Source organism: Pseudoalteromonas luteoviolacea H33-S, assembly GCF_001625695.1.
In the GTDB taxonomy this organism is placed as follows: Bacteria; Pseudomonadota; Gammaproteobacteria; order Enterobacterales; family Alteromonadaceae; genus Pseudoalteromonas; species Pseudoalteromonas luteoviolacea_B.
On sequence record NZ_AUXY01000080.1, the window covers coordinates 132,918 to 147,200 of the forward strand.

Consider the following 14,283-nt stretch of genomic DNA (forward strand, 5'->3'; position numbering starts at 1 on the left):
GCCAGTTTACGCAGGTTTTATGCGTTACTCAACCATTCCTTTGCAGATTTAAAACATTCAAAGTTTTCTGCATGAATACCGAATCTTTTAACTTTTTGCAAAAATAAATCGTGCATATAACCTTCAAAACCAACTACCCGAGCAATTTGCATATTTGTTAAATAGTGAGCCACTTTTGGCATGACATTAACGATGTCAATTGCCGCAAACTTATGTTCCAGCTCAGAGACATCCACCAGTACTTTTTTACTACCATGCTGTTCCGAGTAGACTTTTGCAGCTTTGTACGCATTCACTACATCTTCTGCTCCAGCTTTACCACGCACCGTCATCAGGATTAGAGAGGTTGTTTGATCAAAAGTAATGCTGGTAGATAGTGCTGACATAAAGAACTCTGTAAAGGAACTGATTAATAAATTTATAAATAGGATGGGGATTTTAATTTAATCGGCGCTGCTGTCAATAAAATAAGATTTAAAAATGAGTAAAAAACAAAAAACCAACCCTTTGGGATTGGTTTTTTATTTCGATAAGTTATATAAATGTGCTATTACGCTTCAATTAGCACATAAGTATTAACCTGTATTGCGTAAACCAGCCGCGATCCCCATCATGGTGATCATCAATGCACTATCTAAGCTTTGATTATCTGTATTACGGCTTCGCTTGAGTAGTTCAACCTGTAATAAATTGAGTGGATCGGTATAAGGGTTTCGTAATGAAATGGATTCTTTTATCCATGGCTGTGCCGATAGCAAGCTTCCTTTTGGTGCAAGGCGTAAAACCTCATCTGTTGTCTCTTTTAACTCAGCTCTAAGCTGCTCACCTATTGGTTGTAGAACTTCAGGTACGAGCCTTTCGTCATAATATTCGGTAAGCCAGAGGTCTGCTTTGCAAAAAACCATTTCAAGCATCTCTAATCGGGTTCTAAAAAATGGCCACAACTCGCTCATTTCTTCAATTAATGCTTCCCCACCCAAATCAAGCACAGCTTTAATCCCTTCATTGGCTCCCAACCAAGCGGGTAACATCAACCGATTTTGACTCCATGCAAAAATCCAAGGAATTGCTCTCAAACTTTCTATTCCGCCTTTAGGGTTTCGTTTAGCGGGGCGCGAGCCCAAGGGTAATTTTGCAAGCTCAATTTCAGGTGTTGCACTTCTAAAATACGAGACAAAATCGGGGGTGTCTCTCACATATTTTCTATATCTCTTGCATGATGCTTCACTCAGCACACCCATCGCTTCACGCCATTGTGACTGAGGCTTTGGTGGTGGAAACAAGTTATTGTCTATAATAGCACTGGCGTACAAAGACAAGCTTTGAATAGCAACGGGTGTGAGGCCAAATTTAAAGCGGATCATTTCTCCTTGCTCTGTCACACGTAAACCATGTTTAAGTGAACCTGGGGGCTGAGAGCGCAATGCTTGACGCGCAGGCGCGCCACCACGGCCGATCGTTCCACCGCGCCCATGGAATAACTTCATTTTAATGCCATGCTTTTCTCCAAGCTCAATAAGAGATTCCATAGCACGGTATTGTGCCCAACCAGCAGCCATCATCCCGGCGTCCTTAGCAGAGTCAGAATAGCCAATCATCACATACTGTTGATGAGATAAATGCCCTTTGTACCAGCTAGAGCTGAACAACTCTGTCATAACTTTATCTGCGCGGTTCAAATCATCGAGCGTTTCAAATAACGGAGCTACCGGTAAGTTAAACCTGACCCCACTCTCTTTCAACAGCAATTGAACAGCCAATACATCTGAAGCGTATTGCGCCATAGAAATGATATATATCCCCAAAGCTGCACGGTCTTGCTGAGCTACCACGTCAAATGTATCGAGTACCTCTTTTACAGAATCATTCGGGCGCCAATGCTTTGGAATAATGGGCCGCCTAGAGCTCAACTCAGACAATAAGAAAGCTTGCTTATCTTCTTCTGACCACTGCGCATAATCGCCAACACCCAAGTACCTTGTTAACTCTGAAAGCACCTCGGTGTGACGGGCTGAGTCCTGGCGAATATCAAGTTGACATAAATTAACGCCAAAGCAATTTAACCGTCTAAGCACATCAAGTAGTAAACCATTGGCAACAACTTCCATCCCCATCTCATTTAAAGAATTAAAACAAATCAATAGAGGGTCTTGTAACTGCTCTGTGTGTTTAATCTTATCCCTGCAAGATGTCGGGACACCTTTGATTTTGCTCTCAAGAAAATCTATTGTTTCTCGAACGTCTGCTTTAACATTTTTAAGTAAATCTCGATATGGTTCACTGGTATTGCCAGTATGCGTTAACAGTGCCTCATTTGCGCCACTCATTGAGAGTTCAGCACTGAGCTTATCCAAATCACGGTAATACAGGTCCAGAGCCATCCAACGACCATGATCAAGCACACTTTGAGTCACCTTTGCGGTTACATTTGGGTTGCCGTCTCTGTCTCCCCCCATCCAAGAAGCAAGCTTTACAGGCGAAAAGTTTTGCGGTAACACAACACCTAAATGCACTTGCGCCATTTTTCTCAACTCGCTCACAAACCTTGGTATCGCATGCCATAAGCTGTTTTCAACCACTGCAAAGCCCCATTTGGCTTCCTCTAAAGGGGTAGGTCTTTTATCTCTAATTTCATTAGTATGCCAAGCTTGGCAGATCAGCTGCGCTATTCGAGAAAGCACAGTGTCGCGCTCAACGCCTGAGCACTCGATATTCTCTAACTCTTTTAGACAGTCACTTAACTCAACATGTTTGCTGATGATGGTTCTACGAGTGACTTCTGTCGGGTGCGCTGTGAGTACCAGTTCTATTTGCAAAGATGACAGCGCTTGAAGCGCATGTTCTTGAGTGCACTCACCTTTTGCAATTTTTTCTGCCAGCTCCTTAATCGTGCCTTCAATGGCTTCAAATGCACCATTCGGCGATCCTGCCTTAGACGTGGTGTGATATTGCTCTGCGACATTTGCCAAATTAAGAAAATGATTAAAGGCTCTACAAACAGGCAGTAATTCTTCGTTACTGAGCGCTTTAAGCGTATCAATTAGCAAATCTCTAGCTTGGTGATCACCACTTCTGGAGGCTTTGGCAAGATGTCTTATTTGTTCAACTTTTTCGAGTAATTCTGAACCTTGAGCGTGTTCGATGGTTGCCCCTAAACACTCACCTAACAGACTCACATTACGGCGAAGATTTGTATATTGCTGATCCATACACTTTCCTTTGAATACATTTTATTCAAACCAATATACTGTTAAAACGACTTAATTGAAAAGACCATTTGATTACACTTTTTTCAATCATATCCATGGTAAGCAAGGATAAGTTTCTTTGGCACCTGCAAGTCAGTGATCTAAATTCAGGCACATTTCGTATCCATCATGATAAATATTTATCCGTGCAGAATCCGTTTTATGTCTCAAAAAACTGTTGTCATCATCGGAGCAAGTGGAGCAATTGGCAAGGCGTTAGTTAATTTGAATTTGCGTCTAAACAACCAAGTCGTTGCTGTGAGCCGAGAAACACTCAACATCTCACATCCCCTGTTGAAAAAATACCAAACTGACTATTCGCAAAAAAGTATTAGCGATGTCGCTAGCCTGATTTCAAGAGTCTACCCCATGTTGTCATCCATTACTGTATGCAACGGGGTATTACATACACAAACAAACATGCCTGAAAAGCGCATTGAAGCGTTTGACATTGATTATTTCAGTACGCTCTTACACGTGAATACAATGACGCCTTTTATGTGGCTGCAAGCATTTATACCGCACCTTCTATCAACCCAAACTCCTTGCGTGTTCACAGCATTAAGCGCTCGAATAGGGAGCATTTCTGACAACCAATTAGGTGGGTGGTATAGCTACAGAGCATCAAAAGCTGCATTAAATATGTTATTCAAAACAGCCAGTATTGAATTGCAAAGGCGAAAATGTAACGCAAAGCTCATGCTATTTCATCCTGGTACAACAGATTCTGAATTATCTAAACCTTTTCAAAACAATGTTCCCGCAGGAAAATTATTTAAGCCGGAATTTGTTGCCCAGCAGCTACATACATTCCAACTCAATCGAGAGTTCAATGGAGCCATCGACTATATCGATTGGCAAGGCCACAACATACAATGGTAAGTTCATGATTTTAAACAACCAAGACATACTCAATTTATCTGAAAGATACCGCGCACACTTCATCAACAGTCTGTCTGGGTATAAAAGCGCCAATCTAATTGGAACCAAGGACTTAAATGGCAGAGAAAATTTATCAATTGTGAGCTCAGTCTTTCATTTAGGTGCAAATCCACCACTTATGGGTGTTATTTTTAGACCCCACAGTGTAAGGCGTGACACATTAGAAAATATGTTGGAAACAGAAACCTATACAATTAACCACGTAAATTCTTTGATTTGGAAAGAAGCACACCAGACGTCTGCACGCTATGATGAGGGGCAATCTGAATTTGACGAAACAGGATTGACACCTTATTACCATGCAGGTTTTGAGGCGCCATTTGTAACGCAAAGCCAAGTAAAGATAGGCTTAAAGCTTAGGCAACATCAAACTATCGAATTAAACAAAACAGTACTTGTTATTGGCGAAATTGTACATGTTGAAGTGGATGATAACGCAGTGAAAGCAGACGGATTTGTTAACTTAGAACAATTAGACACAGTTGCAGTCTCTGGCTTGGACTGCTACCACACGGCAAGTAAGATTGACAGGTTAGAATACGCAAAGCCTAACATACCGACGACTTGCAAAATATAAGCTGAGCTTGCGATTAAATCAAACTGCAGCCACTCTTAAAGAATGTCTGCAGCTCTTACTATCAACCTTAAAGCTCGGTCGATTGAATGACACTCAGGATATCACCAATCTCTATCATTTGTTCTTCAAATTCCCTTTTCTGCATAACAGTGAGTGTACCTCGTAAATTGATTAAAAAATCAATTTGAGACAAAACACGCTTTTCCATTTGCTTGACTTGATACTCCGACCTGCTGTTTGGATGATTCACGATAAGCACACCAAGGCGATTCAAATCAGTGTCTGAAGGTTTGTTTTTCAACAAAATAGTTTCGATTTCTAAGAGCCTTTTTTGATTATTTAAGTTTCTGATTTGTCGGTAATATGATATGGACTCACTGTGCTTCTGAATCATTTTTAGCTGCTCATCACTTAGTCGACCTAGTGACTTTTCAAACCGCTCCTGTGTTCTCTCTACTCTTTCTTTTGTGCTTTGCTGTTCAGCCATTTTTTCCTTGATATTTTCAATAAACTGAACTCGCTGTCCAGCATCCAAAGACAGTAAGAACTCTACCATTATCGGCTCTAAATCTTGTAAAAGCTCGAACCAATGCCTGCTTACTTTTTTGCTTAGCGAATAAAGTTCAGTTCGATCTGCGCTTTGCCAATCCGTTTGCAATTGCGAATGCCACTTCAAGTAAATTGGTAGGTAGCGTGTTTGATGCCAAATTTGCACTTTTTGAACTTCGTTAAGCACCCACTTCCTTTGAGTTTTATTTAAATCAACATATTCCTCGAGTCTATTCAGCGCCAACTTATCTGAATTTTTATATACGGTTTGATAAAAACACCCTGTCAGCATCAGCACAGCAAAAATAACAATCGATACTCTAAACATCACACCCTCAAATACAATTAATTATCATTTACAGTTGACATCCAAAAGCAAGTAACTGATAATCATTCTCAATGAAGCGATGATTTGATTATACGCACAAAGCTTGTTTCATTAAGTGGATTACTATTCGACCCAGTATATTCACAAACTCATTTACTTGCTACATTGCTCATATCGGTGACGGTAGATATGAAAATTAAAAAGCCCGAAAGGGCTTTTTTTATTCCCCTTCATAAACTTATAGTCTAAACTGCATTGGTATACACAGTGCTTAAAACTCAATAAACTTCCCCTGCTCTACAAGGAGAAATTAGATGCGAAAAATAACTCAAACACTTTTATTCTCAGGGTTTCTGCTCAGTTCAACTCCAACACTTGCAGGGTTAGAAGAAGGTATCGCTGCTGCAAATGCTGGTCAGTTTGATGTTGCTATCCAAGAATTTCAGTATTTAGTCGATATGGGCTTTGCGCCTGGTATGTATGAACTGGCTAAACTGTATGATGGTGGACATGGCGTACCGAGAAACCCAAGAAAAGCAGCAGAACTTTTACAACGTGCAGTTAAACTTGGCAGTGCAGATGCTATGTTTGCACTGGCTGTCATGCATCAAGAAGGCCGTGGCGTAAAACTTGACAAGCAAAAAGCCGTAGATTTGTTTACTCAAGCCGCCAAGAAAAACCTACCAGCTGCACAATTCAATTTGGGTGTCATGCATGCTAATGGTGACGGCGTAGTTCAAGACTATGTGCAAGCACGCTTTTGGTACGAACGGGCGGCTGCCAATAACTATACCCTAGCAATGTACAACCTAGCTTTGCTTTATTACCAAGGTCTTGGGGTGCAAAAGAACGTTGAACGTTCATACATATGGAATTTACTTGCCGAATTCAACGGTTATAAACAAGCCGCAGAAAGTCGGGAATTAGATGAACAAAGTTTGTCTCGCTCACAGCTCGAGCGTGGACAACGTATTGCTAATGAGATTTATCATAAAATCCAAGCTAATACATACATTGCGGGCAGTGGTTTTGCCGAGTAATTAAAACAATCTACCTTAAATATAGTCGTGTCAGTATACGTTGAATGACATGACTATATTTGCTGAATAGTTTGCTTCGCCATATGTTGTTGCTTGACTGGAATATAGACTTACAGTGACTAAATGTAACAAACCCCTCTTTACCATGGTAGTTACCAAACCCCGAGCTTCCTACGCCACCAAACGGTAAATCAGGTACCGCAACGTGAAAAAGCATATCATTAATACATAAAGCGCCGCTTTGCAGGTTCTGCCTAATATCATTCTGAGCAATCTGACAGTTCGTATACAGATAACAGGCAAGTGGCGTCCCTAATTCTTGAACGGTCATTTTTGCATGCGCAATACTTTGTACTTTAATGATATTCAGCACCGGTCCAAATACTTCTTCTTGCATGATGCGCGCATCAAGTGGCGGGTCAATAACCATATGCGTGCCAAATTCTTTGGAGTGTATCGATTCTAATTCTACTGAGTGATAAATTTTTGCTCCCCTGTCTTGAGCATCAACCATCAAGTTTTTAAGCCTTTGGGCATGTGCCTCATTCAATATGCCCGTCTTCAATGCCCTTGTATTTGATTTCAAGAATTGTAACTTCAACTTTTTAATAAATTCATCATAAATCGCTTCATGAACAAGCACATAGTCAGGCGCCACACACACTTGCCCTGCATTCATATTTTTTGCAAATACAATATCTAAAAGCACTTTTTCGATGTTTGCATCTTCTAAAACGATTAAAGGGGATTTGCCACCAAGCTCTAATGTCACTGGTACTAAATTTTGTGCCGCAGCAGTATAAACCTTTTTACCAACTTCTGTTGAGCCAGTAAAAAACAAATGATCAAAAGCTTGATGGCTAAACTCAGTAGCAACATCTGGACCGCCTTCAATCACGACACAATCACCTTTCAATACTGCTAATACATCCTTTATGACTGCGTTTACAGCAGGCGTGTATTCACTTAACTTAATCATGACTTTATTACCAGCAGCAATTGCGGTGGCGAGCGGCACCAATGCTAACTGAATCGGATAATTCCACGGTGCAATTATACCAACAACGCCTTTAGGGACATATTCACTCAGCACCTTTGAAGGAAAAAACTCCAACCCTGAGGATCTTTTCTCAGGTTTCATCCATTCTCTTAGGTGCTTTGATAGATAGTTAATGTGACTTATAGTTGGTATGACATCTGCTAGCACTGTGTCATGCTCAGAACGCACACTAAAATCAGTTTTAGCTGCACCAATTAAGCGTGACTTATTCTCAATAATCGCCAACCTCAATCGGTTTAATTGCCTTTGGCGCGCCTCATGCGAAGGATAGGGCCCAGATAAATAAGCCGCTTTAAGTGTAATAAGTGAATTTTTGATAGTGAAATTGTGTGCTACTGCCACTCTGCCCCCGTTAACACCTACCAACATTTACACCTTATTATATTAAACTTTTAGCTTTATGTTTAATCGAAATTATCAGATTACTACTATTTCAGAAGCTAATTGTTCAAAAGTTCACAGTAAAAAATAAATATACAAACCTCATAATTGAACAATGTTTAATCTAAGAGCCATAACCCTCCCCCTTTATTTACTTTTTTTTACAAAAGAAAATATCGCTCTAAGTCCCAAAAAATATACATATAAAACACAAGCTGTTCATTAATAACACAAAGTTTTTCGGCTGTTTTTATTTATATAAATATTTTCTTATTCGAATGTGTTTTAATAGCCGCGATTTAAAAGTGAAAAAAATTAATACAGGAAGATGTTAATGTTTAAATACTCAAAAATTGCTCTTGGACTTGCGACTTGCTTTGCACTAACAGGTTGTTTGGAAGTAGAAGATGATGGTAATAAGGAGATCTCAAACCAATTAAATGAACAAAATCAACTATTACAATCTCAAGTTGATCTACTTCAAGAACAGCAAGATAACGCAAAAGCACCAGCAGCGATTAGGGGTACTGTTGTTTCTGTATCTGAAGGCGTTTCTGCAGCAGATGCTCAAGTAAGCATCTTCTGGGATAACGCATGGTCAGACGCAGTTGCAGTAACAGAGGATGGCTCATTCAATTTCACAGGTCTACCTGCTGGAAGAAATATCATCGTTAAAGTATCGAGTGAAAGCGATGTTTTTATGACTCGCTACTTCAAAGTAAGAACGGGTGGTTCTGTTGCTAATGGAGTTCACACGACAGATTTGTTTGAACTTGAGGTATCTGAAGGCTATACAAAAGAAATTAGCATTCTTGACTCTGAGACCAACCAGCCAATTAAAAACTTAACTATCTGGGCAGATGATGTTTTTGGTCTACAAAACCGCAATTGGAACCGAAACACTTACGACCGTAAAGCTGAAATTAACTACTCATCAAAAGCGACCTTCAACGAAGAAAAAGGCGTTTACGAGATTCAGGTAGCAAAAGATTTACCAGCCAACATATATTATAAGTCGGACTTAAATGGTGACGGTAATGACAATTATGTGCCAGAGTCAACGAATTACCTAGCCAACAATGGCGAAATTATGCTTGCAGATGCAAGTGCGATCGAGTCAATGGATGTGATGTACCTTGTTGCAGCTAATCACCACGAATTTACTATCGCACTTACTGTCCTAGATGAAGAAGGAAATACACTTGAAGTTAAACGTGTGTATGCCGAAGGTAACGATTTTGGTGAAAAGTACGCGAGCTTCAATGAAGAAACTAAGCAATATGACTTAGAAGCTCACTTTGTGGGTAGCTTAGAGATCGTTATTCCAGGCTTTGAAAAAGATGAACTTGTTTACGGCAGTGAAAACATACATATCTCGTATGATCTTGCTCTTTCTGCATTTGAAGTATACAGTAATTACCGCAATTCTTCGGTTGAGCTATCAAATAACACTTTGAACCTAGTTGTTAAGTTACAAACTGAGGAGTTGAGTGAAACAACAGTTAGAACCATCACCACTGTTGAAGCAAAAGACACTGTTGACAACGACGTACAGCTATACTTAAACGTACCAGTTGAAGTAAACACGGACAACGTTAAAGCTGTTGCTGTAAATCACGTTGTCGAGTCAAAAGATGGCTGGACAACTTTGCAGACTGTAGAAACAGATGTAGAACATGACGTCAAGCTTGATTTAGACAATACACGCATCACCGTAGCACCTAAAAAAGAAGTAGTCGCTAACCATAGATACCGTGTATCTATTGGTGAAGTTACGAATACAATCTCAGGTAAAAATGAGCAGCTAAACTTCTACGGTGAATATAGCTTACCTGCTGCAAACGCTGTTTTCGATATCAATGAACTCACAGCCGATAACTTTAACTACCACACAAATGGCACGTTAATCGTCAAGAAAAACTCAGCAGGTGAAGATAGTTGGGCGTGGGATTATGACGGTCATGTTACCTTCATTTTACCTAAAAACTTACACTTAGTTGAAAAATTCAGCTACTCAGTTGTTAAATATACAAAGAACAATACAGAAACTACTGCCGATGCTAATAATATGCGGGAAGTCATTAACGGTGACTACCATGACTATTCAACAGCGTATTTAGCAAAAATCGCTCAAAACGAAAATCATCACGGTGAGGTCAGAGGCGGCTCTGCACAAGAAAATGGCTATAGAGCACGTATTTGGAACAATTATGACTTGCGTATGAATGACAACAAAACAGGTTCAAAGAACACAGTTACAATCAACTACAGCTACCAGTTGAAAGGTAGTGAAGATGTGATCACTGGCACTCTTGAATTGCCAATTCAATAAGCTTGAAGTCTTTAAAAGGGCTTGGTGTTGACCAAGCCCTTTTTATTTTTATCAAATTAATATTAGCTTACACATTTAAAGGAAAAGCGCTCTAACTTCATCTTCATCAGATAAACCAAGCCCTCTCCTGCAAAAAATGCCTGAGCGTGCTCAAAGTACGATTATATTTGCAAAGTATTAAAATTCTCCAGAACTACTATTATTATTCGTGACCAACAGCCATTATCTGTAAGTGGCCTTTGATTGCACTTTTCACCTCAATTTCTAACCAGATATTAGTATACCATTGAGTTATCTGCTGACTTTCACTTACTGTACAACTCCATAGTTTGAGCTGATTTCATACCCAAAATAACAGCATGCACCTGAAACTTTTATTGCAATCGCGCCTATGTTTAAACGCCACGACATAATTACGCGATGAGCCTAGCACCAACTTTATTATTAAATAGAAAGATTAGCCAATAAATTACAAATCAGCCCTTACTCTAAACAGTTCGACACAAAGCATGGTTTTGAAGGTTTTGAGTAGGCAATCTACACGGATAATTTGTAAATAAGGTAGGAAGTTTCGAAGCTTAAATAGAAAGGCCAAGCTCTTCAAAACTGAACAGCTTGGCAGATAATTTAGAATACAAAAACCCAACGAGCAACTGTCAGTGTTAAGATACTTATCACCGCAATTGCAATTAGGTTCAACACAAACCCAGCTTTAATCATATCTTTAATTTTAATTTCGCCTGAGCCAAACACAATCGCATTTGGTGGCGTAGCCACAGGCATCATGAATGCGCAGCTTGCGGCCATTGCAGCTGGGATGATCCATACAAGAGGCGTCCCTGTTACTTGCTCCGCAACAGGCCCGAGCAGCGGCAAAAACCCTGCAGCTGTAGCAGTATTGCTGGTTAACTCGGTTAAGAAAGTAATGAGTGCTGCAACAGCAACAACGCTCAACACAAGAGGGATTGCACTGGCACCCGCTAACAAATTAGCGATGTACTCAGCTAGGCCCGAGCCTTTTATTTGGCTTGCTAAGGTTAAGCCTCCACCAAATAACAAAAGTATGCCCCAGGGCACTTCTTTAGCCGCAGGCCAATCCATCACTTTTTGCTCACCTGAGCTATCTGCAGGTAAAATAAACAACATGATTGATGCTGCAACAGCAATGCCCGTATCTGTTATGTTTAATCCAGTCCACGTCTGCAAGTATGGCCTTAAAAGCCAGCCAAAAACCGCAAACAAAAAGACATACATTACATTCTTTTCGGCTATCGTCATCTTTCCTTGCTCTTGAAGTTGAGCAGAGAAAACCTCGGTCATTTGAGTATCACTTTTCTGAGGTGTGAGCTTAAATGCGAACTTAGTCAACCAAAGCCAACACAACACAATCATGCCAAATGTAAAAGGCACAGCGACCATCATCCACTGCCCAAAGCCAATTTCTATCTGATGATTATCCCACAAGTAGGCAACCATCAAAGCATTTGGCGCAGTACCGATAATTGTACCTACCCCACCTAAGCTGGCACTATAAGCGATGGCCAGTAGCAAAGCTTTCGCGTAATTATCACAATGGGCACCATTTTTCTGAAAAACGTGGATCACAGATAAAGCGATTGGCAGCAACATCAGCGTCGTTGCTGTGTTATTAATCCACATTGATAGAAAACCACTCACTAGCATCATCGCCAATACTTGATATTTCGGGTTCGTGCCGCTTTTTAACATGGTTTTTAAAGCAATACGTTTATGTAATTGCGACTTTTCCATCGCAATAGAGATGAGAAAACCACCTAAAAATAAGAATATCAATGGGTGTGCATAGGCAGACGATGTACTTTTAATATCATTGATATCTGCTAGAGGCACAGCCAATAAAGGGACTAAAGAAGTCACTGGAATTGGAACTGCTTCGCTCACCCACCAAACGGCTAACCACATTGCTAATCCTGCCGTGCGCCATCCCTGTTCAGATAACCCCTCTGGGCTTTGCGTTAAACATGTAAGTAAAAAAAGAAAAGGGCCTAAAAATAGCCAAAACTTGTTGTATAAGGAACTGCCTTTAACCATTGTATCCGTCATTTATCTATTTTTTATAATTATGTCTTTAAATTAAGGAGGCAGTATGAATGAGAGTGTGACTTTCTACAAGCAAACAGCATGCTTATGAAACATAAAAAATACCTTTGAGTAACCAGCACATAAAACACGTAATTATTTATGCTGCCACAAAGTGGCAGCATCGCACTTATTTAATTTGCACTCACAGTCAAATTAACACCGGAAGCTTGCGTATAACCTCTCAAATCAAAATACCACTGGCCAGACTCTGGTATTGTAATTTCACACCTTTCCTCATTACCATACCGATAAGGTCGGCATCGATATTGAGAAGTCGTAGACTGATCACCAAAATTAACGTAGAGGTCGGCATCACCCGTACCACCAGAGATGGTCACAATGAGTGAGCTGTATCCACTGCCTAAAGTCAAGCTTGTACGCCACCATTGTCCTTGGGCCACAGCTATGTCTTTGTAACTCTTTTGAATTGGGGTTGGATCAGTGGGCGGCGGTGCAGAGCCTGCCGTTTTAGCAAGCTCCGCCACATACGCACTGGCTAGCTTGGCAAAGTTTATTGAGTGATTGGCATCAAACTCAGTATCATTTGACGTATGGATCAATCGATTGGACTCTCTCATTCGGGATTCGAAAGGAAAAGAAGCGGGATAACTTTGCTGATACCATGACGCGTGATCTGAACATCCATAACCACACCTATCAAAGCCATAATTCACATTGCTTAAATAGGTATCTAGCAACTGGCTCATAAATGTGTTTTGACTGCTGTTTGTGTAGTCTGTAATAAAAACAATGTCATACTGCCCGCCCTTATGCCCAGACATGTCAAACTGCGCCATACCCGCCACGTTTTTACCTAAGCTCTTATAATCTTGAGCAATTGCTTTTGACCCTCTAAGCCCTACCTCTTCCGCTGCAAAGCCCATGATTTGAACTGTTCTTTTGGGTTTATAATTACTCTCCACAATGGCTTTAAGTACTTCGCTGAGCACCGCAATACCTGAGGCATTGTCATCTGCCCCAGGCGCTTTTCCATTGCTAGGATTAGAACCATTAATAGAATCTAAGTGCCCACCAATAATCACTATTTCATCTTTAAGTTCGTTGCCAGGAATAGTGACAACCACAGATGACTGAGGCCATGAGTGATTATAAGATTCCACTTTTATATCCGTGCGACTTCGCGCCAAATCTGTCCAGTGCTGCTTCACCCAGTTGGCAGCATCTACTCCCGATTGCTGTGTATAGTATCGATTGTAGAAAGCCGTCATAGCGCTAACCGTACTCTCCAAGCCTGTCGTCGACACCCTACTCATTAGGGCTCGTGCAGTATCAGCGTTGTCTATGGAGTACGTGAGCTCTGGCTGGTTGTTGTGCGCATAGTCTAATGTGCGCAGATAGTCTAATGCCTCCTCTTCACTTTCATGTAATACAAACCCACCACAGCGATGATAATTATCATGCATAAAATGACTAACATGGACATGCTCCGCTTCATTCATCAAAAGTAAATCAACGGATGAATTATCACTCTTTGATTGAACGAAAGAGCGGCCTTTAACTGAATTTTCTAGCTGGTAATGATGACTTGCTGTTGCGCCTAATGTGATCCATTTTTTTTCAGATACTTCATTTGATAAACAAGGGAAAGTCAGACACGTCAACAAACATAAATAAGTGTTTGTACGCATAGTTGTTCCTTTGGGCAATGTAAGTAAAAGGCGACACATTGCCGCCTTTTGTTGAT

At 40.5% G+C, this 14,283-nt stretch carries 10 protein-coding genes; 4 read left to right on the plus strand and 6 right to left on the minus strand.

The genetic code is table 11. The features are described from left to right. Positions 1-17: 17 nt before the first annotated feature. Both N477_RS15455 and ppc read right to left on the minus strand, forming a co-directional pair. On the minus strand, positions 18-386 hold the full coding sequence (locus N477_RS15455; protein WP_063363645.1) for a hypothetical protein: 369 nt from the start codon (positions 384-386) through the stop codon (positions 18-20). Positions 387-575: 189 nt separating this feature from the next. Then, a complete protein-coding gene (gene ppc, locus N477_RS15460; protein WP_063363644.1) occupies positions 576-3,209 on the minus strand; it encodes a phosphoenolpyruvate carboxylase in 2,634 nt (877 codons plus the stop codon). Positions 3,210-3,410: 201 nt separating this feature from the next. Between ppc and N477_RS15465 the strand changes: the two genes are divergently transcribed. Both N477_RS15465 and N477_RS15470 read left to right on the plus strand, forming a co-directional pair. Then, positions 3,411-4,130 (plus strand): SDR family NAD(P)-dependent oxidoreductase, encoded by a 720-nt coding sequence (locus N477_RS15465; RefSeq protein WP_063363643.1) that lies wholly within the window; start codon positions 3,411-3,413, stop codon positions 4,128-4,130. 4 nt (positions 4,131-4,134) lie between these two features. After that, entirely contained in the window at positions 4,135-4,767 is a 633-nt protein-coding gene (locus tag N477_RS15470; protein ID WP_063363642.1) for a flavin reductase family protein, read from the plus strand. 67 nt (positions 4,768-4,834) lie between these two features. Here N477_RS15470 and N477_RS15475 read toward each other — a convergent pair whose 3' ends face one another. Then, a complete protein-coding gene (locus N477_RS15475) occupies positions 4,835-5,644 on the minus strand; it encodes a DUF6279 family lipoprotein (protein ID WP_063363641.1) in 810 nt (269 codons plus the stop codon). A 314-nt stretch (positions 5,645-5,958) separates the two neighbouring features. Between N477_RS15475 and N477_RS15480 the strand changes: the two genes are divergently transcribed. Then, the gene (locus N477_RS15480; protein ID WP_081216590.1) at positions 5,959-6,684 is read left to right on the plus strand and encodes a tetratricopeptide repeat protein; all 726 of its coding nucleotides are present in this window, start codon (positions 5,959-5,961) and stop codon (positions 6,682-6,684) included. 10 nt (positions 6,685-6,694) lie between these two features. Here N477_RS15480 and N477_RS15485 read toward each other — a convergent pair whose 3' ends face one another. Next, positions 6,695-8,086, minus strand: a complete 1,392-nt coding sequence (locus N477_RS15485) for an aldehyde dehydrogenase family protein (protein ID WP_063363754.1) — start codon at positions 8,084-8,086, stop codon at positions 6,695-6,697. A gap of 373 nt (positions 8,087-8,459) precedes the next feature. Here N477_RS15485 and N477_RS15490 point away from each other — a divergent pair, with 373 nt between their 5' ends. Beyond that, positions 8,460-10,457: a carboxypeptidase-like regulatory domain-containing protein gene (locus N477_RS15490; RefSeq protein ID WP_063363640.1), complete on the plus strand. Its 1,998-nt coding sequence runs from the start codon at positions 8,460-8,462 to the stop codon at positions 10,455-10,457. A 627-nt stretch (positions 10,458-11,084) separates the two neighbouring features. Here the strand turns inward: N477_RS15490 and N477_RS15495 are convergent. Together N477_RS15495 and N477_RS15500 are read right to left on the minus strand one after the other, a co-directional pair. Continuing rightward, positions 11,085-12,539 carry an SLC13 family permease gene (locus N477_RS15495; protein WP_063363639.1) on the minus strand — a complete coding sequence of 485 codons (1,455 nt, stop codon included), beginning with the start codon at positions 12,537-12,539 and terminating at the stop codon, positions 11,085-11,087. Positions 12,540-12,709: 170 nt separating this feature from the next. Then, positions 12,710-14,227 (minus strand): M20/M25/M40 family metallo-hydrolase, encoded by a 1,518-nt coding sequence (locus N477_RS15500; RefSeq protein WP_063363638.1) that lies wholly within the window; start codon positions 14,225-14,227, stop codon positions 12,710-12,712. Between the last annotated feature and the right edge of the window lie 56 nt (positions 14,228-14,283).